This window comes from Burkholderia sp. AU19243, from assembly GCF_018148075.1.
GTDB classification, from domain to species: domain Bacteria; phylum Pseudomonadota; class Gammaproteobacteria; order Burkholderiales; family Burkholderiaceae; genus Burkholderia; species Burkholderia latens_A.
This window is the reverse complement of the sequence record NZ_JAGSTV010000014.1, coordinates 17,471-37,743: the sequence shown is the minus strand read 5'-3', so window position 1 is coordinate 37,743 and position 20,273 is coordinate 17,471. Positions and strand designations below refer to the sequence as shown.

The 20,273-nt window shown below is 66.3% G+C and carries 18 protein-coding genes; 4 read left to right on the top strand and 14 right to left on the bottom strand.

All coding sequences use genetic code 11. The features are described 5' to 3' along the window. Positions 1-85: 85 nt before the first annotated feature. From ugpB to KDW55_RS23165, 8 genes are all read right to left on the bottom strand, one after another. Positions 86-1,420, bottom strand: a complete 1,335-nt coding sequence (gene ugpB, locus KDW55_RS23200; RefSeq protein ID WP_040143082.1) for a sn-glycerol-3-phosphate ABC transporter substrate-binding protein UgpB — start codon at positions 1,418-1,420, stop codon at positions 86-88. A 90-nt stretch (positions 1,421-1,510) separates the two neighbouring features. Continuing rightward, positions 1,511-2,695 (bottom strand): deoxyguanosinetriphosphate triphosphohydrolase, encoded by a 1,185-nt coding sequence (locus tag KDW55_RS23195; RefSeq protein WP_249174094.1) that lies wholly within the window; start codon positions 2,693-2,695, stop codon positions 1,511-1,513. Positions 2,696-2,760: 65 nt separating this feature from the next. Next, the gene (gene aroB, locus KDW55_RS23190; protein WP_040143078.1) at positions 2,761-3,840 is read right to left on the bottom strand and encodes a 3-dehydroquinate synthase; all 1,080 of its coding nucleotides are present in this window, start codon (positions 3,838-3,840) and stop codon (positions 2,761-2,763) included. After that, a complete protein-coding gene (locus KDW55_RS23185) occupies positions 3,837-4,391 on the bottom strand; it encodes a shikimate kinase (protein ID WP_212161524.1) in 555 nt (184 codons plus the stop codon). The genes aroB and KDW55_RS23185 overlap by 4 nt, the downstream gene beginning before the upstream one ends. A gap of 40 nt (positions 4,392-4,431) precedes the next feature. After that, a complete protein-coding gene (gene pilQ / locus KDW55_RS23180; protein WP_212161509.1) occupies positions 4,432-6,093 on the bottom strand; it encodes a type IV pilus secretin PilQ in 1,662 nt (553 codons plus the stop codon). Then, positions 6,090-6,962: a pilus assembly protein gene (locus KDW55_RS23175; protein WP_212161507.1), complete on the bottom strand. Its 873-nt coding sequence runs from the start codon at positions 6,960-6,962 to the stop codon at positions 6,090-6,092. Before KDW55_RS23175 ends, pilQ begins: the two co-directional genes overlap by 4 nt. Continuing rightward, positions 6,959-7,594 carry a fimbrial protein gene (locus tag KDW55_RS23170; protein ID WP_212161506.1) on the bottom strand — a complete coding sequence of 212 codons (636 nt, stop codon included), beginning with the start codon at positions 7,592-7,594 and terminating at the stop codon, positions 6,959-6,961. The genes KDW55_RS23175 and KDW55_RS23170 overlap by 4 nt, the downstream gene beginning before the upstream one ends. Continuing rightward, positions 7,591-8,514, bottom strand: a complete 924-nt coding sequence (locus KDW55_RS23165) for a competence protein ComA (protein WP_212161505.1) — start codon at positions 8,512-8,514, stop codon at positions 7,591-7,593. Before KDW55_RS23165 ends, KDW55_RS23170 begins: the two co-directional genes overlap by 4 nt. Positions 8,515-8,734: 220 nt before the next feature. On the opposite strand from KDW55_RS23165, the gene KDW55_RS23160 reads away from it, so the two are divergent. Then, the gene (locus KDW55_RS23160) at positions 8,735-11,128 is read left to right on the top strand and encodes a penicillin-binding protein 1A (RefSeq protein ID WP_059545458.1); all 2,394 of its coding nucleotides are present in this window, start codon (positions 8,735-8,737) and stop codon (positions 11,126-11,128) included. Positions 11,129-11,245: 117 nt separating this feature from the next. Here the strand turns inward: KDW55_RS23160 and cyaY are convergent, their stop codons facing one another. Continuing rightward, on the bottom strand, positions 11,246-11,572 hold the full coding sequence (gene cyaY, locus KDW55_RS23155; protein ID WP_040143068.1) for an iron donor protein CyaY: 327 nt from the start codon (positions 11,570-11,572) through the stop codon (positions 11,246-11,248). A 36-nt stretch (positions 11,573-11,608) separates the two neighbouring features. Between cyaY and KDW55_RS23150 the strand changes: the two genes are divergently transcribed. Further along, positions 11,609-11,890: a lipoprotein gene (locus KDW55_RS23150; protein ID WP_040143066.1), complete on the top strand. Its 282-nt coding sequence runs from the start codon at positions 11,609-11,611 to the stop codon at positions 11,888-11,890. A gap of 90 nt (positions 11,891-11,980) precedes the next feature. Here the strand turns inward: KDW55_RS23150 and msrQ are convergent, their stop codons facing one another. The 5 genes from msrQ to KDW55_RS23125 form a co-directional block, all read right to left on the bottom strand. Then, entirely contained in the window at positions 11,981-12,676 is a 696-nt protein-coding gene (msrQ, locus tag KDW55_RS23145; RefSeq protein ID WP_059545462.1) for a protein-methionine-sulfoxide reductase heme-binding subunit MsrQ, read from the bottom strand. A gap of 20 nt (positions 12,677-12,696) precedes the next feature. Continuing rightward, positions 12,697-13,692: a protein-methionine-sulfoxide reductase catalytic subunit MsrP gene (gene msrP, locus KDW55_RS23140; protein WP_069241902.1), complete on the bottom strand. Its 996-nt coding sequence runs from the start codon at positions 13,690-13,692 to the stop codon at positions 12,697-12,699. A 160-nt stretch (positions 13,693-13,852) separates the two neighbouring features. After that, complete coding sequence (gene ccsB / locus KDW55_RS23135) at positions 13,853-15,043, bottom strand: c-type cytochrome biogenesis protein CcsB (protein ID WP_040143063.1); 1,191 nt, start codon at positions 15,041-15,043, stop codon at positions 13,853-13,855. A gap of 4 nt (positions 15,044-15,047) precedes the next feature. Beyond that, positions 15,048-17,264 (bottom strand): cytochrome c biogenesis protein ResB, encoded by a 2,217-nt coding sequence (locus KDW55_RS23130; protein WP_212161504.1) that lies wholly within the window; start codon positions 17,262-17,264, stop codon positions 15,048-15,050. 122 nt (positions 17,265-17,386) lie between these two features. Next, positions 17,387-18,043, bottom strand: a complete 657-nt coding sequence (locus KDW55_RS23125) for a c-type cytochrome (RefSeq protein ID WP_059545466.1) — start codon at positions 18,041-18,043, stop codon at positions 17,387-17,389. 215 nt (positions 18,044-18,258) lie between these two features. On the opposite strand from KDW55_RS23125, the gene yihA reads away from it, so the two are divergent. Further along, positions 18,259-18,918 carry a ribosome biogenesis GTP-binding protein YihA/YsxC gene (gene yihA, locus KDW55_RS23120; protein WP_040143058.1) on the top strand — a complete coding sequence of 220 codons (660 nt, stop codon included), beginning with the start codon at positions 18,259-18,261 and terminating at the stop codon, positions 18,916-18,918. Between the two features lie 253 nt (positions 18,919-19,171). Continuing rightward, positions 19,172-20,170 (top strand): porphobilinogen synthase, encoded by a 999-nt coding sequence (gene hemB / locus KDW55_RS23115; RefSeq protein ID WP_059545468.1) that lies wholly within the window; start codon positions 19,172-19,174, stop codon positions 20,168-20,170. Positions 20,171-20,273 lie beyond the last annotated feature (103 nt).

The window sequence follows — 20,273 nt, the reverse complement described above, 5'->3', positions numbered from 1 at the left end:
CGAAGGCGAAACGGAAAGGGAACCGCGCCGCTGGCCCGTGCGCGCATGCGCGACGCGGCAGCCGGCGGCACGAACGCGATGCGGCTCAGCCGCCCGACTTCTCGAAGCGGCGCAGCAGCTCGTCGCCGCGCGACGCCGCCGAATCGAGCGCGTCCTTCGGCGACTTCTTCTGCGCCCAGACCTGCTCCAGCTCCTCGTCGACGACCGTGCGGATCTGCGGCATGTTGCCGAGACGCAGCCCCTTCGTGTAAGGCAGCGGCGGCTTGTTCAGCATCTGCTTGATCGCGGTTTCCGCGCTCGGGTTCTTCGCATAGAAGCCTTGCTGGCGCGTGAGGTCGTATGCAGCCGTCGTCACCGGCAGGTAGCCCGTTTCCTGATGCCACTTCGCAGCGATCGGCGGCGAAGACAGGAACGCGAGGAATTTCGCGACGCCCTTGTAGGTCGCGGCATCCTTGCCGGCCAGCACCCACAGGCTCGCGCCGCCGATGATTGCGTTCTGCGGCGCGCCCTTCACGTTCGCGTCGTACGGCATCATCCCGGTGCCGTAGCTGAACTTCGCGAACTTCTGCACGTTCGCGAGCGCGCCCGACGACGTCGTCAGGATCCCGCAGTCGCCGCTATAGAACTTCGCCGACGCTTCGTCCTTGCGGCCCGCGTACGTGAACGTGCCGTCCTTCTGCATCTGCTGCAGAAACGCGATATGGGCGATCTGCTGCGGCTTGTTGAACTCGAGCACCGCGTCGGTGCCGTCGAAGCCGTTGTTGCGGCTCGCGAACGGCAGCGCGTGCCACGCACTGTAGTTTTCGAGCTGGATCCAGCCCTGCCAGCCGGTCGTGAAGCCGCACGCCATCCCGGACTTGCGCAGCTTTTCCGCGTCGGCCTGCACGTCGGCCCACGTCTTCGGCGGCTGGTTCGGGTCGAGCCCGGCCTTCTTGAACGCGTCCTTGTTGTAGTACAGCACCGGCGTCGAGCTATTGAACGGCATCGACACGAGGTGGCCCGTCTTCGCGTCGCTGTAGTAGCTCGCGATGGTCGGCACGAACGCCTTTTCGTCGAGCGGCACGCCGGCCTGCTTGAACACGTCGTAGACCGGCACGACGGCCTTCTTCGCCTGCATCATCGTCGCGGTGCCAACTTCATACACCTGGAGGATCGCCGGCGCGTTGCCGCTGCGATAGGCGGCGATGCCCGCGGCGAGCGCCTGGTCGTAAGTGCCCTTGAAGACCGGCACGATCTTGTAGTCGCTCTGCGACGCGTTGAACTGCGCGGCGAGCTCGTTCACGCGCTCGCCGAGTGCCGACTCCATCGCATGCCAGAACTGGATCTCCGTCGCGGCGAACGCCGCATGCTGCACACCGAACATCAACGCGCCGCCCAGCGCGATCGAGCGAATCATGGTCCCCGCGGGCTTCTTCTTCATCGACCTCTCTCCTGTGAAAACGTTACCAACAGCGTGTGCAACATTCCCGTCGCCATCGAACCGGCGAAGTCTAGTGATCGTTTGTGACAGTCAGTTGTCGTTGACGACGAACAGCCGCTGATACTCCTTCAGCGCGAAGCGGTCCGTCATGCCGGCAATGTAGTGCGCGACGAGGCGCGGCTGCTGCGCTTCGTCGTCCGACTGATATGGAGGCGGCAGCAGGCGCGGATCGTCGATGAACGCGTCGAACAGCCCCGTCACGACGCGTTGCGCCTTGTTCGCCATGCGCATCACCTTGTAGTGACGATACAGGTTCTTGAACAGAAAACGCTTGAGCGCGGCCGCCTGCGCGGCGACCGGTTCGCTATGCGCGACGAGCGGCGGCGAGGCGCGCACGTCGTCGAGCGATGCCGGAGCGACACGCGCGAGATTGCGCGTGGTCTCGTCGATCAGGTCGACGATCAGCGTGTTGATGATGCGGCGCACCGTTTCGTGCACGAGGCGGCGGCCTTCGAGACGCGGAAATTCGGCGAGCGCCGCCTCGTAATGGCGTTGCCACAGCTCGACTTCGGCGAGTTGCTCGATCGTGATCAGGCCGGAGCGCAGGCCGTCGTCGACGTCATGGTTGTTGTACGCGATTTCGTCGGCGATGTTCGCCAGCTGCGCCTCCAGCGACGGCTGCCGCCCTTGCAGGAAACGCTCGCCGAGCGCGCCGAGCTTGCGCGCGTTCTCGCGCGAGCAGTGCTTGAGGATGCCTTCGCGCGTCTCGAAGCACAGGTTCAGGCCGTTGAAGGCGCCGTAGTGCTCTTCGAGCTCGTCGACCACAGCCAGGCTCTGCAGATTGTGCTCGAAGCCGCCATGCTCGCGCATGCATGCATTCAGCGCGTCCTGCCCGGCATGGCCGAACGGTGTATGGCCGAGATCGTGCGCGAGCGAGATCGCTTCGACCAGATCCTCGTTCAGGCGCAGGTTGCGCGCGATCGAACGCGCGATCTGCGCGACTTCGAGACTGTGCGTGAGTCGCGTCCGGAACAGGTCGCCTTCGTGATTGACGAACACCTGCGTCTTGTATTCGAGCCGGCGGAACGCGGTCGAGTGAACGATGCGGTCGCGATCGCGCTGGAATTCGGTGCGCGCGGCCGGCGGTGTTTCCGGATGGCGGCGGCCGCGCGACTGCGACGCGTGCGCCGCATACGGAGCGAGATGGGCTTCCAGCGCCGCCAGCGTCGGCGGCTCGACCGGTGCCACGACGGAAGCGCGGCCGGCCTCGGGCAGTTTGCTGCTGGATGTCTCGCTCACGTCTCCTCCATGTCAGGGGCGCCGGGGCATCCGGAACGCCGTTACCGGGTTGTCTGCGCCAGGGTGGCGAATACGGCTTCGTCGGGGGCCTGCGTGATCACCGTATCGCCGAATCGCTTCAGCAGGATGAACTTGATCGCGCCGGCCTCCGCCTTCTTGTCGACGCGCATCAGATCCATGTAGCGCGCATCGCCGAGTGCGGGGCCGCGGACCGGCAGGTGCGCGGCGGCAATCACGGTGTCCAGCCGCTGCCGCGACGCGTCGTCGAGCAGGCCGAGCCGCACCGACAAGTCGCCGGCCATCACCATCCCGCAGCCGACCGCTTCGCCGTGCAGCCATTCGCCGTAGCCGAGCCCGGCTTCGATCGCATGACCGAACGTATGGCCGAAATTCAGGATCGCGCGCAGGCCGCCTTCACGCTCGTCGGCCGCGACTACGCTTGCCTTGATTTCGCACGAGCGCTTCACCGCATGCGCGAGCGCATCAGGCTCGCGGCGATTGAGCGCGTCGACGTTCGCCTCGATCCAGTCGAAGAATTCCGCATCGGCGATCGCGCCGGTCTTGATGACTTCCGCGACGCCCGCTGCCAGTTCGCGATCGGGCAGCGTCGTCAGCGCGCCGATATCGGCGATCACCGCTTGCGGCTGGTAGAACGCGCCGATCATGTTCTTGCCGAGCGGATGATTGATGCCCGTCTTGCCGCCGACCGACGAATCGACCTGCGACAGCAGCGTCGTCGGCACCTGGATGAACGGTACGCCGCGCATGTAGCACGCGGCGGCAAATCCCGTCATGTCGCCGACCACGCCGCCGCCGAGCGCGACGAGCGTGGTCTTGCGGTCGGCGCGCTCGGTCAGGAGACCGTCGAAGATCAGGTTCAGCGTTTCCCAGTTCTTGTAGGCCTCGCCGTCCGGCAACACGACGGTCGACACGCGTTTGCCGAGCGGCGCGAGCGCCGCGCGCAGCGTATCGCCGTAGAGCGGATCGACCGTCGTGTTCGTGACGATCGTGACCGACGAACCGGTAATGTGAGGGGCGTACAGGTCGGTGCGGCCGATCAGGCCGGCACCAATGTGAATCGGATAGGCGCGGTCGCCCAGATCGACGTTGACGGTAATCATGCTTGTAGCGGCTTGGCGATGACGCCTGCGAGTTCGAGTTGCATCAGCACCATGTTGACGAGCCCGTTGACCGACGGGCGGCCGGTTTCGATGATGAAGTCCGCGCATTCGCGGTAAAGCGGGTCGCGCACGTCGTAGAGCGCTTCGAGACGCGCCTTCGGATCGTCCGTTTGCAGCAGCGGGCGGTTCTTGTCCTTGCGGGTGCGCAGCCAGAGATCGTGCGGATTGGCGCGCAGATAGACGACGATTCCGTTGGTTTTCAGGCAATCGCGGTTTTCGGGACGCAGCACCGCACCGCCGCCCGTCGCCAGAACGATGCTCTCGCGCTGCGTGAGCTCGGCGATCACCTGCGATTCGCGATCGCGAAAGCCGGCCTCGCCCTCCATTTCGAAAATCACCGGAATGCGCGCACCCGTGCGAGCCTCGATTTCGTGATCGGAGTCGAAGAACGTCCTGTCGAGCCGGCGCGCGACCGCACGGCCCACGGTGGTCTTACCCGCTCCCATAAGGCCGACGAAAAATACGTTTGCATGTGGGTCCCGCGCTTGCAACGGCTTCCTCTGCTTGAATCTTGCTGGTGTGTGGCGCAGCTTACTGGCAAAGCGGCTGCCTTGTCGAGCGGGCGTCATCGGCGTCCGGCCCCGTTTTTCCCGCATCCGGGCCGCTTGCGCCGACCGTCTCGCAGCGCGCGCCGACGACCGTCGGCGTAATGAAGACAACCAGTTCGCTGCGCTGGTCGCGGCGCGCGCGATGCCGAAAAAGCGCGCCGAGTACGGGTATTTTGCCCAAGAGCGGCACCCGCGTCACATCGTCCCGGTTCAGCTGCTCGTAGATCCCACCGATCGCGACCGTCCCGCCATCTTCGACTTCCACCCGCGTCTGCACGTGCTTGGTATGAATCGCCGGGCCGGCCGCAGTCGGCTCGCCGATGCTGTCCTTCGTTACGTCGAGGTCGAGCACGACGCGTCCGTCGGGCGTGATCTGCGGCTCGACCTCGAGCTTCAACGTCGCGCGGCGAAACTGCACGCCGCTGACGCCGTTGCCTACCTTGGCCTGATACGGCAGCTCCGAGCCCTGCTCGACGATCGCCTTCACGCGGTCGGCCGTTACCACGCGTGGGCGCGAAACGATCTGGCCCCGTCCTTGCGCCTCGAGCGCGCTCAGCTCGACGTCGAGCACACGGCTGAGCGGCGCGGCAAACAACGTGAAGCCGGCCGTCGCCGCATCGAAACCGCCGAGGGGGCGCGCGGCCAGGTCGAGCGCGTTGCGCGCGTCGGCCGCCACAGCCGTACCGTCGGCCGGCGCTGCCCGCCCTTGCGCGCGGAGCGCGATGCGCGCGCCGAGGTTGCGGGAGAAGCCCTGTTCGCCCTCGACGATGCGCGCCTCGATACGCACCTGCCGCGAAGGCCGGTCGATCGCGTCGATCAACTCCGCGATCTGCGCGACGCGCGGCCCCAGATCCGTGACGAACAGCAGATTCGTGCGCGGATCGGCCGCCGCGGCGCCGCGTTTCGACAGCAGGCGTTGACCCGTCGCGCCGGCCAGCAGCCGCTGCACGTCCTGCGCGCGCGGGTAATGCAGCGCGAAGGTACGACTCGACAGCGGTTCGAGCTCGGCCGCGCGCGCGTGCGTTTCGAATCGCTCGCGCTCCCGAGCGGCGAGTTCGGCCGCCGGCGTGACCCAGATCACGTTGCCTCGCCGGGACATCGCGAGGCCGTGCGTGTCGAGCAGCGTATCGAACGCATCGCGCCATCGGACATTGTTCAGACGCAACGTCACGGTACCGCGCACCTGCTCGGCGACGATGATGTTGAGCCCGGTGAATCGCGCTAGCGCGTCGAATGCGGCCGCGAGCGCGGCCCCTTGCAGGTTCAGCGAGATCCGCTGCGCGTCGTCCGCATCGCCGGGACGCCGCGATGCGGCGTCGCTCATGCGGGTCGGTGGCGGCAACGGAATCGGCGGCCCTTCCAGCAGCGGTGCGGACGCCGTTGCACCGGGGCCTGCCTGCAGCGCTGGCCGCATCGCGTCTGCGAAAGGCGTCGAATCGGCCTGCCCCTGCCCCGGCAGCTGGGCGGGATCGGAGGCTCCGTCGAGGAGGCCTTGCGGCAATGGAACGCCTTCAGCGCGTACCTGCATCGGCGCGACGGGCCATCCGGCCGCCGGCAAAGGCGGCAGCGGCGGCAGTGCGGCGTGGGAGGCTGCGACGTGCAACACGATCCAGACCACGGTCGCCCAGCGTCGGTAACGGATCATCGGCCTCCTCCATCGTCCATAACGACCCGGTGCGCGCCGTCGGCCGTCGCGAGCATCACGGCACCGGCATCGACGCGCGTCAAACGGGCCGCCCCGAGCGCTTCGCCCGGCGCGATTGCCGTGAACGTTCCGTCGCCGGAATCGAACAACGCGAGCGCGGCCCGCGCGCCGTTGATCGTGCCAGCCAGCCGCAGCGCGGGACCGTCGGACACCACGGGCGCACCCGCACCGTCGAACGGATCGCCTGCCGGCGCGCTCGCGAATGCCGGAGCTGCGGCGCCTTCCGCGTCCGAAAGCGCGGGCAGCGTCGGAAATACGTCGAGCGTCATGTCGATTCGCGCCTCCAAGGCTTTCCGCTCTATGTGCAATGCCACCGGCACAGCCAGTACCCGGAAACTCGCGAGCCGGTCCATCAACCGCCGTGCGGCAGGAAAACCGCCGTCCGCGACGATTCGCATCGTGCGCCGCCCATCGGCCCCCGCGCCATCCACGCTTCGCGGTTCGATCGATGCAATACGCAAACCGCTCGCACCGGTCAACGCGGCCACCTCCAGTACCAGGGCGGGCCACGTCGGCACGGACCGCGCATCGGCATCGGACACGGAGGCGTCGCCGGTGTCGCGCACGTGCACAGCATCCGCGAGCATCCGCTGCGCCGCAGCCGCCCGCGCCTGCGCGGTTGCCAGCAGCACGCGACTGCGCGCGAGCCCGCTCCAGTCGGCGGCATCCATCAGATGAATGCCGCCCGCCACCGCTGCCGTGAATGCCAGCGCGCAGCCCGCGGCGTGCGCGGTAGCCGGCGACACGCGCATCACGCTGCCACGCAGCCCGGCACCGCCAGACATCAACCGATCGGCGAGCGTCGTCATGCGCTGTCCCCTGCCGCATTCTGCCGAGTCGCCCCGTCATGCCAGCGTACCCGCACGGAGAACCGGAATGGCGAGGCCGAACCGGTGACCGGCCCGGTCGAAGCCGGTGCAAGCTCGCCGATATCGAAGCGCCAGCCGTGCCGCTCGGCAGCGATCCGCGCGAGCCACCGCGCGGCGGCCCGGTAACTCGTGGCGCGCACATCGAGCACGGCGCCGGACGACGTCGCACGCAACGCGTCGAGCCGAACCGTGTCGTCGCGCGCGTGCGCCAGCGTTGCCAGCAGCCCGGCGATGCGCCGGTAAGGCGCGGCGAGCGCGGCCGCCTGCGCGTCGCGCTTCGCAACGCCTGCGGCCGCGCCGGCAGCGCGCCGAGCCACATCGAGCCGCGGCTGCCATTGCCGCAGTTGCGCGTCCACCCGTGTCCGTTCGGCGTCCACGCGCCAACGCCACAGGGTCGCCGCGCCCGTCCACAGACCAGCGCAGAGCACGCCCAATACGAATGCTGCGCCGCATTGCATCGCTCGGCGACGCCGTAACGCATGCGCGAGCCGCTCTCGATAAGGCAGCAGATTGAATCCGCCAAGCACCGGCCCCGCCGTGGCAGTCCGCGCGAATCCCGCATCGGCCGTCATTCCCAGACCCCGCGAAGCGCCAGCCCGATTGCGAGCGCAAATGCCGGACCGCCTGAAGCTTCCGCCGGATCGCCGGGCAACCCGTCCCAACCGTTGCAGTCGAATGGCACCGCGGCCACGCCAAGCGCATCGCCGATGTCGGCAACCGACGTGCCGCAGCGCGCGATGCAGCGCTCGTCGCCGGCCACGAGCACGCAGCCCACCGTTCCGAACCCGGACTGCCGCAACGCATCCGGAAACGCCGCGCGCACGTCGCCGGACACCGCGAGCACCGGCGCGGCAACCGCGCCGTCGACCCGCCAGCCGTGTACGCCCGCATCGCCGAACCAGAATGCGGCGTACGGACCGTTTGCGTCATGCTCGAACCGCGCGGCATAGCGCAGCGCGCGCAGCGCGGCGGCCGATTCGCCGTCGACGGCCGTCAGGTCGATGCCCGCCTGCGCAGCCACGTCGATCCGACGCTCGAGCAAAGCCTGCGGCGCGACAGCGACCTCAATCTCGGCGGTACCAGGGCCGTCATCCTGACGCCAGTCGTACGCGAGACTGTCGGGCGCCAGGCCCGAGATCCGCTCGGCCGCCTGCCGGGCTGCGTCCGCGACGTCATCCCGCCCTGCGAGATCGAGCGCAGCGGTGCGCATCTCGTCGTCGCGCAGCGCCATCACGCCGCGCGCGTCGCAGCGCACGCCCGCTGCCGACAGCCGCGAGACAGCCGCCGCCAGTGCGCGCGCAACAGCAGCCCAGCGCGCGTCGTCCGGCCCGCCCGCCAGCCCCACCGGCTCCCGCTCCAGGCCCTCGACACGCACGTCCGCCGCCCGTCCTCGGCGGCTCAACACGGCCACTCTCACCTCGTGCGCGGCGACGTCGATCCCCGTCGAACGGTGCCTGCCCGGCGCAAATCGCGCCGCCCATCGTCCAGTCATCCCAGCCTCCCGCGATCGTTGCGGCCCACGCCGCGTTTCCGAGGCCTGATTCTGCAAAGCGAAGCGAGCGCGCGACAGTCGGCCGAACGGCCAGTTGTCGCGCCGGCCGCCGACGTGGACACTGTGCCGGCGACACCGCGATCCGCTGCGCGCCCGCGCCCGCCCGCGGCGTCAGGACCGGTCATACCGGGCAGCTATAATCGCGGGACTGTTTTCCGGTATGCCTATGCAATCCACGTCTCCTACGTCCCCGCCTCCCGCGCCCGAGCCGAAGAAGCGGCCCTGGTGGCTGAAGGCCCTGATCGGCCTCGCCGCGATGTGCGTGGCCCTCGTCGTGGCCGGCGGCCTCGTGCTCGGCTACGCGCTCGTCGTTGCGTGGCCGAACATGCCGTCGCTCGACGCGCTGACCGACTATCGTCCGAAGGTGCCGCTGCGCATCTACACGTCCGATCATGTGCTGATCGGCGAATTCGGCGAGGAACGCCGCGACATCGTCCATTTCAAGGACGTGCCCGACTCGCTGAAGAAGGCGATCCTCGCGATCGAGGATGCGCGCTTCTACGACCACGGCGGCGTCGACCTCACCGGCATCGCCCGCGCCGGTTTCGTCGCGCTGACGAACGGCCATGCGTCGCAGGGCGCGAGCACGATCACGATGCAGGTCGCGCGCAACTTCTTCCTGTCGAGCGAGAAGACCTACACGCGCAAGATCTACGAGATGCTGCTCGCGTACCGGATCGAGCGCGCGCTGACGAAAGATCAGATTCTCGAGGTCTACATGAATCAGATCTATCTCGGCCAGCGCGCGTACGGTTTCGCGAGCGCCGCGCGGGTCTACTTCGGCAAGGACCTGAAGGACATCACGCTCGCCGAAGCGGCGATGCTCGCGGGGCTGCCGAAGGCGCCGTCCGCGTATAACCCGGTGGTGAACCCGAAGCGCGCGAAGGTGCGCCAGGAATACATCCTGCAGCGGATGCTCGAGCTGAACTTCATCACGCGCGAGCAATACGACGAAGCCGTCGCGCAGCCGCTCGTCGTCAAGGGTGCGGGCCGCGAATTCAGCGTACACGCCGAGTACGTCGCCGAAATGGTCCGACAAATGATGTACGCGCAGTACCGCGAGGAAACCTACACACGCGGCTTCAACGTCGTCACGACGATCGACTCCGCCGATCAGCAGGTCGCGTACACCGCGCTGCGCAAGGGCATCATGGATTACGAGCGCCGCCATGGCTATCGCGGGCCGGAGGGCTTCATCGAGCTGCCGGCCGGCGCCGACGATCGCGAGCAGGCGATCGACGACGCCCTGCTCGAGCATCCCGACAACGGCGAGCTGATCGCGGCGGTCGTCACTGCGGCCACGCCGCGCCAGATCACGGTCGCGTTCATCGACGGCACCAGCGCGACGATCGAAGGCGACAATCTGCGCTTCGCGTCGAGCGCGCTGTCGGCCAACGCGCAGCCGAACCGTCGGATCCGCCCGGGCGCGATCGTCCGCGTCGTGAAAAACGACGCGGGCAAATGGTCGATCACGCAATTGCCGCAGGTCGAAGGCGCGTTCATCTCGATCGTCCCGCAGGACGGTGCGATCCGCTCGCTCGTCGGCGGCTTCGATTACAACAAGAACAAGTTCAACCACGTCACGCAGGCGTGGCGGCAGCCGGGTTCGTCGTTCAAGCCGTTCATCTACTCGGCGTCGCTCGACAAGGGCCTCGGGCCGGCCACGGTGATCAACGACGGCCCGCTGTATTTCAGCGCCGCGGAAACCGGCGGCCAGCCGTGGGAACCGAAGAACTACGGCGGCGGCTTCGAAGGCCCGATGTCGATGCGCACTGCGCTGCAGCGCTCGCGCAACCTCGTGTCGATCCGGATCCTCAACCACATCGGCACGAAGTACGCGCAGCAGTACATCACGCGCTTCGGCTTCGACGCCGAGCGCCATCCGGCCTACCTGCCGATGGCGCTCGGCGCCGGCCAGGTCACGCCGCTGCAGATGGCCGGCGCGTACTCCGTGTTCGCGAACGGCGGTTTCCGCGTGAACCCGTACCTGATCGCCGAAGTGACCGATCCGAACGGCGCGATCGTCGCGCGTGCGCAGCCGCTCATCGCCGAGCAGAATGCGCCGCGCGCAATCGACGCGCGCAACGCGTACGTGATGAACAGCTTGCTGCAGAGCGTCGCGCAGCGCGGCACGGGCGCGCGCACCAACGTGCTGAAGCGCACCGACCTCGCGGGCAAGACCGGTACGACGAACGACTCGCACGACGCGTGGTTCGCCGGTTACCAGCACACGCTCGCGGCGATCGCGTGGATCGGCTACGACAACCCGCGCAGCCTCGGCGATCGCGAAACCGGCGGCGGCCTGTCGCTGCCGGTCTGGATCGACTACATGGGTGCGGCGTTGAAGGGCGTGCCGGAATTCAAGCCGACGATGCCGGACGACGTCCAGTCGCTCGGCGGCGAACTGTACTTCACCGAGTTCACGCCGGGGCACGGCTTCGTGTCGACGGTCGGCGTGCCGCAGGCGCCTGCAACCGAGAACGTCGACGAAGCGGTGCCGCATGTCGACGAGCAGGAAAAGCAGGACATCATGAACCTGTTCCGCGGCCACTGAAACAAGCGGCGCGTGCATGAAAAAAGCGCCCCGCGGGGCGCTTTTTCTTCGTGTTTCGATTCGGCGTATCTGTCGCAGGCGACGTATCGGCGCCCGGCGAACCGAGTGTGCGCGCCGTTACGCGGCGAACGTGATCGGCAGGCCGGCCTGCTGCGTCGCGTAATCGGTAAGCGCGGCGAAGAACTCGGTGCCGGTGCGCGTATCGCGCCATTGGCCGTCCACAAAGCGATAGTGGAATCCGCCCGCCTTCGCGGCGATCCACAGTTCCTTCATCGGCGGCTGAAGGTTGATGATGATCTTCGAGCCGTTCTCGAACGTGAGCGTCAGCACGCTGCCGTTGCGCTCCAGATCGATGTCGTGATCGCCGTCGTTCGCGGCATCCACGGTACGCTCGACGGCAGCCAGCACAGCCTCGGCGCGGGCCAGGTATTCGGTATCGGACATGCTAAACTCTATCGGTTAAATTGTTCAGGGACGATCATGCGAGTCGTTTTCCGGATGAGCGCGATTGTAGCGGCTTTGGCGATTCTTGCCGGTTGCGGTCAACGCGGTCCGCTCTATCTACCCACCGTGCCTCCGCTGCCGGCGAAGCCCATTCAGCAGCAGGACACGCCGCCGTCCGACGTTACGCCGACCGGCGAAAATGCGTCGTCCGAGAGCACTCCAGATACTTCCGGCATGCCGCTCACGCTTTCGCCCGAACTGTCGAGCGATACGACGAAGGCGGCCACGCCCGCATCCTCCCCGGCTGCCGCGCAGTAAGCAATCGCGCGCCGCCGCTCGCGCGGCGCCCATCATGCAAAAAGGCGATGACTCCCGGGCATCGCCTTTCATTTTTTCGTGTCGGCGCGATCATGCGCGGACCCTCCGCCAGGCCCAGCCAACCAGTCGCCAGCCGAGCAGCACCGCGACGATCACCGCATAAAGCTTCGGCTGCGCAAGATCGTGCTTGCCGGAGCGCATCCACCAGAAATGGAGCACGCCGAACAGCGCGATCGCATAGATCGCGCGATGCAGTGTCGCCCAGTGACGGCCGAGCCGGCGCACCATCGCACGCGGCGACGTCGCCGCCAGAGGGATCAGCAACACGAACGCGGCGAAACCGACCGTGATGAACGGGCGCTTGCCGACGTCCTTCAGGATCGCGAACACGTCGAACCACTTGTCAAACCACAAATACGTCGTGAAGTGCAGCGTCGCGTAAAAGAACGCGAACAGTCCGATCATCCGGCGAAACCGCAGCAACGCGGACACGCCCGTCGCACGCCGAAGCGGCGTGACGGCCAGCGTCACGCACAGCATCACCAGCGTCCAGAGACCAGTCGAGCGAGTGATGAATTCGATCGGGTTCGCGCCGAGCCGGTCGGTCAGCGCGAACAGCACGAGACGTGCGAGCGGATAAAGGCCGGCCGCGAAGGCGAGCACCTTGGCCGGCCCGAGCCAGCGCGGCGCGGCAGCTCGCTGCGCGCCGCCGGTCCGGGATGAGGCGCCGGCGGCGGCCGAGCGCGGACGGCGCGCTCGCTCCGGCGTCAGCGTCGAAGGAGGCATGTCGTTTCTCACCGCGCCTCTCAAAAGTTCTTCTTCAGGTCCATGCCCTGATACATCGATGCGACGAGATCGCCGTAGCCGTTGAACATCAGGGTCTTGCGCTTCGGCGTGAAAAAGCCGTCCTCGCCGATCCGGCGTTCGGTGGCCTGGCTCCAGCGCGGGTGATCGACGTTCGGGTTCACGTTCGAATAGAAGCCGTATTCGTTCGACGCGTACGTGTTCCAGCTGGTCTTCGGCTGCTTGTCGACGAAGCGAATCTTCACCAGCGACTTCGCACTTTTGAAACCGTACTTCCACGGCACCACGATTCGCACCGGTGCGCCGTTCTGGTTCGGCAGCACCTGTCCGTAGACGCCCATCGTCAACAGCGTCAGCGGGTTCATCGCCTCGTCCATCCGCAGGCCTTCCGAATACGGCCAATCGAGCACCGGCGTCGACAGCCCCGGCATCTGCGACGGATCAGCGAGCGTGATGAACTGTACGTATTTCGCGTTGCCGGTCGGCTGCACGCGCTTGACCAGTTCGGCGAACGGCACGCCGATCCACGGAATCACCATCGACCAGCCCTCCACGCAGCGCAGCCGGTACACGCGCTCCTCGAGCGGCGCGAGCTTCAGCAGTTCGTCGAGATCGAACACCTTCGGGTGCAGCACCTCGCCCTCGACGCTCACGCGCCACGGTCGCGGCCGCAGCGTGCCGGCGTTCTGCGCCGGGTCGCCCTTGTCGGTGCCGAATTCGTAGAAGTTGTTGTACGACGTGATGTCCTTGAACGGCGTCACCTTGTCGACCGCGACGAATTTCGCGTTGGTTTTGGCCGCGAGCTTGACAGCCCGCGCGTCGGGCGACGCATACGCGGCGAATGCCGCGCCGCTGCCGCCGAGCAATCCGCCCGCCGCAGCAAGGCCCGCGGCCTGCAATAGGCGCCGCCGGTTCTCGAACACCGCGCGCGGCGTAATCTCGCTCTGTGCGATATCACCGCCCGTCAGGGCGGTGCGCAAAGGGGTTTTGATCCACATCGTGCTGCTCCTCGTGCATGCGCGGCCCGCACGCTTCATCAGCGTTCGACCCGGCCGATCGGGCGCCGTTCGACACCCCGGCCTCGCTCGCGCGTTACAAAAGAAAACCGCCGGGCACGCAGTGCGCCGGCGGTCGTTTGTCGGACCCGCGTCGGAAATCTTACAGCTTGCCGTAGCTATGCAGCCCGGACAGGAACATGTTGACGCCCAGGAACGCAAACGTCGTCACGAGCAGGCCCGTCAGCGCCCACCATGCGGCGACCGCGCCGCGCAGCCCCTTCATCAGGCGCATGTGCAGCCACGCCGCATAGTTGAGCCACACGATCAGCGCCCAGGTTTCCTTCGGGTCCCAGCTCCAGTAGCCGCCCCATGCTTCCGCAGCCCAAAGTGCGCCGAGGATCGTCGCGATCGTGAAAAACGCGAAACCGACCGCGATCGACTTGTACATCACGTCGTCGAGCACTTCGAGTGCCGGCAGGCGATCCGCGAGCACGCCACGCTCCTTCATCAGGTACGCGACCGACACCATCGCCGATAGCGCGAAGCTGCCGTAGCCGATGAAGTTCGCGGGCACGTGGATCTTCATCCACCAGCTTTGCAGCGCCGGCACGAGCGGCTGGATCTGCTGCGCGTCGCGCGCGACCGAGTACCACATCAGGAAGCCGACGGCCGCGCTGATGACGAGCAGCACGAACGCGCCGAGCGCACGCGTGCCGTAGTGGCCTTCGTAATACAGATACAGCAGCGCGGTGATGAGGCTGAACAGCACGAACACTTCATACAGGTTCGACACGGGAATATGCCCGACGTCGGCACCGATCAGGTACGACTCGTACCAGCGCACCATCAGGCCCGTGAAGCCCATCAGCACGGCGACCCACGTGAGCTTCTGGCCGATTGCGGAGCCCGACTCCGAGCGCGCGAGCAAGCCGATCCAGTAAAAGATCGTCGCGAGCACGAACAGCGCGCTCATCCACAGGATCGCCGACTGGCTCGACAGGAAGTACTTGAGGAAGAACGCCGAATCGGCGCGCGCGAGATCCCCCTGGTAGATCTGGATCGACAGCAGCGACAGCGCCGCGATCGCCGCCATCATCAGCCGCGCGGGCTTCCAGCGCCAGCCGAGCGCGACGAGCGCCGGCACCGTGCCAATCATCACCGCCTTGTCGTAGTAATTCATGTGCTCGTTGTAGTGCACGAGCGCATAGCCCGCGCCTACCACGAGCGCGAGCGCAAACAGCCAGTCGATGACGGACAGGCGGGCGAGGAACGGACGGTCGTCGAATAACGGCGCCGGATTCGGGGCCTTGGCCGGCCCCGGTCGGGAAGAGGAAACTTGAGTGAGATCCATGATGTTACCGGGTGGAATTCTCGGAATCGGAACCGCCGCCGGCAGGCGGGCGGGCAGCCGCGGCCGCACCGGCAGGCGCTGCATCGCGAGGTGCGGCGCCCAACGCTGCGCCGGCCGCGTCGCGCGTCTGCACGAATTCTTTCTCGAAATCGAAGGTCTTGCGGGCCGTGGACATCGCCATCACCACATCGACGCCCGAGCCGGCATCCTTGAGCCAGAACCACAGGCGCCGCTCGCGCACGTAGAACATCGAGAAGATGCCGACGACCAACAGCAGGCTGCCAAGATACACCAGATTCTTGCCGGGCGCGCGCGTCAGCTGAAATACCGAAGCTTGCACCTGCTTGAACGAATCAAGCTGCAGATAGACCGGCGATCCATACAGAAAGCTATCGGATAGCGCATTGATCGCATTCTGCACGAACCGGATCGTGTCGGCGCCTTGCTGCGCGGCCGGCTCGCCGGCGCGCTCGCGCGCGATCTGCCAGACCTCCCACATCGAGCCTTCGAGCATACGCAGCAGCAGGCTCGCGGCCTTTTCCTGCTCGGCCTTGGGCACCGAGCGGTCGATGAACGTCGCCACCGCTTGGAAGCCGCCGATCGGTTGCCCGTCGACGCCACGCCCCACGCTGTCGTCGCTCGCCGCAAACAGGGTCAGCACCTTGAACGCGCTGTCCTGCAGGCGGCTGCGCAGCGCCGCTTCGGTGTTCGGCAACGAACGCTGCGCGAAGCGCGCTGCGGCATCGGCGCGCACCGCCGGATCCTCGAGCGCGGCGCGCAAGCGCATCCATTCGCCGATCGAATCCTGGCTGTCCGCCGGAATCCGCATGTAGCGGAACGGATCGTTCGGGCTCGCACGCACGCCGGCGAGGAACACGCGCGAGCCGCCCATGTCGACCGGCAGCATGTAGTTGTTGAATTCGCGCGCCTGGCCGTCCTTGCCGCGAATCTTGTACTGCACGGACGGGCCGATGTTGTGAAGCTGCATCGGCTTCGACGTCTTCGCGCCCGAACCGAGCCGCTCGTCGAACGCTTCCTTCAGCGACTCCGTCTTCGCGACGCCCCGCACGTCGGGCTTGCCGTTCGCGTCGGCCATGTTTTCGACGTTGATCGCGCGGAAATCCGAGAACTCGATCGTGTCGCCGTCCGCGCCTGGCATCTGCAGCGGCGCGGAGCTGCCGATCGTGCCCTTCACCGCGAACGTCTTCGCGTTGCCGCCCGTCATCGGGTAGGCCGTCATCTCCATTTGCGAGCCGCCGTCCTGGAAGCTCGACTGGTAGATCGACACGCCCTTGTACGTGAACGGCTTGTTGACTTCGACGCGCGCCGGAATCTTCTGCCCCGTTTCGCGATCGATCACGACGATGTCGCTCGCAAACAGCTTCGGCATCCCGGTCGTGTAGTAGTCGACGATGAACTTGTTCAGCTGGATCGAGAACGGCAGATCCTGGATCAGCGAACCGCTCGGCTGGTTCAGGATCGCGGTCGACACGAACTGGCCCTCCGGCACCCACGCATAGCCGCGGAACGTCGGATTCGACGCGGAAAGGCGATGGTCGGGCGAGATCTCGCTGATCGTCGCGCTCGTGTTGACCGGGCTCTTGCCGAACATCCACATCTGGAATTTGATCGGCAGGTTGCTGTCGAGCAGACCGCCGACGCAGATCACGACGATCGCAAGGTGCGCGGAAATGTAGCCCCACTTCGTCAGCGCGCCGCGCTTCGCGGAAATCAGCGTCGCGCCGTCGGTTTCGCGCACGACGTGCTTGTAGCCGGCCTTGCCGACGAACGCGGCAAGCGTGGCCGCGACACTCGCGCGCGTGCCCGGCGCCGTGTATTCCGCCTTGTGGTGGAACGCGCGCAGGCTGCCTTCGCGAACCTTGTCCTTCCAGCTTTTCGCGTCCGCGAGCATCTTCGGCGCATTGCGGACCACGCACAGCGAGATCGACACGACGAGGAAGATCAGGATCAGCATGAACCACCACGCGCTGTACACGTTGTACAGGCCCAGCGACCGGAAGATGTCCGCCCAGAACGGGCCGAACTGGTTCACGTAGTTCGGATACGGGTCGTCCTGCGTCAGGACCGTACCGACGATGCTCGCGATCGACAGCACCACCAGCAGCGCGATCGCGAAGCGCATCGAACTCACCAGCTCGATCGCGCGCTTGGACACACTCTGACCCGACTTCGACTGCAACCCCGACGTGGTAACGCTCATTCAAACTCCAACTGACAACAAAAAAGGGCAAGGCGGCCGCAATCACGCGGCGCCCCACCCTTTTCTTGTTCTGACTCCGGCCGCGTTACGCGCGGCCGGTCATTTCATTCGCGACGATCCATTCAACGCAGCCCGGCGATGTAATCCGCGACGGCCTTGATCTCGGTGTCCGACAGGCGCGAAGCGATCTGATGCATCGCCTCGTTGTTGTTACGCGCACCGGCCCCTTGCTGAAACGCGTTCAATTGCGCGACCGTGTAATCCGCCCATTGCCCCGACAGGCGCGGATACTGCACCGGCATTCCCTGCCCCGTCGGCCCGTGGCAGCTCGCGCAGGCCGGTACGCCCTTCTCCGCGATGCCGCCGCGATAGATCTTCTGGCCGATCGGCACGGTCGCCGCATCGCGTGCGGTGCCGAGCTTCGTCGTCTGCGATCCGTAGTACGCGGCGACGTTGCGCATGTCGTCCGCGCTCAATGCGCTCGCGAACCCCACCATCACCGGATTGGTCCGCGCCGGCCCCTTCGCACCCGGCTGGGCCTTGAAGTCGTTCAACTGCTTGACCAAGTATTCGGGATGCTGGCCGGCGAGCTTCGGAAAACTGCCCGACGCACTGTTGCCGTCGGCGCCGTGACACGACGCGCACACCTGCGCGGCAATCGCCTTGCCGCGGTCCAGATCCGGCTTCTTTGCCGCCTCCGCCGCGTTTGCCTCCGCTACGAAACCTACGAACCCTGCTGCAACCTGAAGCACCATCAGAGACTTGCACAGTCGATTCATTCGCACACCCTGTTTCGTCTTGTGGGAATTTGAGGTTCTGCAAAAAACGACGTCGACCAGTCTACCGCAGAAGCTGCATAAAAGCGTGAGGCACGCGCCCGCAGCCCGTCGGCAAAACCGGCGTATTGTACAATATCGTGCTGAAAGCTCCCGCGCCTATCGGGGCTACCCCGCCTCCACCAAGCGGCTCGCGCCGCCCGTCCCACCGGTTTCCCATGGCCTTTTTGCTCCATCAAGCCCGCTTCTACACGACCGTCAATCATTTGCGCGACCTGCCGCCGACGGTCCAGCCGGAAATCGCGTTCGCGGGCCGCTCGAATGCCGGCAAATCGACGGCGATCAACGTGCTGTGCAATCAGAAGCGGCTCGCGTTCGCGTCGAAAACGCCCGGCCGCACGCAGCATATCAACTACTTTTCGATCGGCCCGGCCGCCGAGCCGGTCGCGAACCTCGTCGACCTGCCCGGCTACGGTTATGCGGAAGTGCCGGGGGCCGCGAAGGCCCACTGGGAAATGCTGCTGTCGTCCTACCTCGCGACGCGCTCGCAACTGTGCGGCCTGATCCTGATGATGGACTCGCGCCGTCCGCTGACCGATCTCGATCGCCGGATGATCGAGTGGTTCGCACCGACCGGCAAGCCCATTCACACGCTGCTGACGAAGTGCGACAAATTGACGCGGCAGGAGAGCATCAACGCGCTTCGGAACACGCAAAAGGGGCTCGACGCGTATCGCGATCAGGGCGTGAAGGGCAAGCTGACGGTCCAGCTGTTCTCGGCGCTGAAGCGCACGGGGCTCGACGAGGCGCACGCGCTGATCGAGAGCTGGGTGCGGCCGTCCGTCGCCGACGAAAAAAGCGAGCCTGTAGCAAAATGAGGGGGCAACGCGCGGCCCGGATCGGCCGTGCGCACCTGACGGCACCTGCGGATTCCCCCGGCTCATAAAAAAACCCGCCGTTGAACGGCGGGTCAAACAGCCTAATCGAATAACGACAGGCACCCGCTCAGGGAGGAGAAGCGGGGAGCTGCACGCGACGCGCGCCGCTCGATCGCTATCATATACCAACGATCTCGAAAATGACCTAAGGGTTCCGTAAGGCCCTTCTTGCCCTGATTTCTGCCAAATCGCCATGAGCTTCCATCCGCTTCATCGTCCGCGCCGGATGCGCCGCGACGACTTCTCCCGGCGCCTGATGCGCGAAAACCGCCTGACCACCGACGATCTGATCTACCCGGTATTCGTCGTCGACGGCACGAATGAACGCCAGAGCGTGCCGTCGATGCCCGGCGTCGAGCGCGTGTCGGTGGATCTGCTGATGCACGTCGCCGAGCAATGCGTCGAACTCGGCGTGCCGGTGTTGTCGCTGTTCCCGGCCATCGAGCCGTCGCTGAAGACGCCCGATGGGCGCGAAGCAGCCAACCCCGACGGCCTGATTCCGCGCGCGGTGCGCGAGCTGAAAAAGCACTTCCCCGAACTCGGCGTGCTGACCGACGTCGCACTCGATCCGTACACGAGCCACGGCCAGGATGGCGTGCTCGACGAAAACGGCTACGTGATCAACGACGACACGATCGAGATCCTGGTTGACCAGGCACGCGCGCAGGCGGAAGCCGGCGTTGACATCGTCGCGCCGTCGGACATGATGGACGGCCGCATCGGTGCGGTACGCGAAATGCTCGAAAGCGATGGCCACATCCATACGCGGATCATGGCTTACTCGGCGAAGTTCGCGTCGGCGTTCTACGGTCCGTTCCGCGATGCGGTGGGTTCGGCGTCGAACCTGGGCAAGGGCAACAAGATGACCTATCAGATGGATCCGGCGAACAGCGACGAAGCGCTGCGCGAAGTGCGCCTCGACATCGACGAAGGCGCCGACATGGTGATGGTCAAGCCGGGCATGCCGTATCTCGACATCGTGCGCCGCGTGAAGGACGAGTTCCGCTTCCCGACCTACGTGTACCAGGTGAGCGGCGAATACGCGATGCTGAAGGCCGCCGCGATGAATGGCTGGCTGGATCACGACAAGGTCGTGCTCGAATCGCTGCTCGCGTTCAAGCGCGCCGGGGCCGATGGCGTGCTCACGTACTTCGCGCTCGATGCCGCGCGTCTGCTGAAGGCTCAGCGCTAAGCCGCGCAACTGCCGGCATCAAGAAAAACGGCGGGACACTTCGGTGTCCCGCCGTTTTTTACATGAAATCGATGCAGCCGCGGCCGACGCGCACGCGAATGGT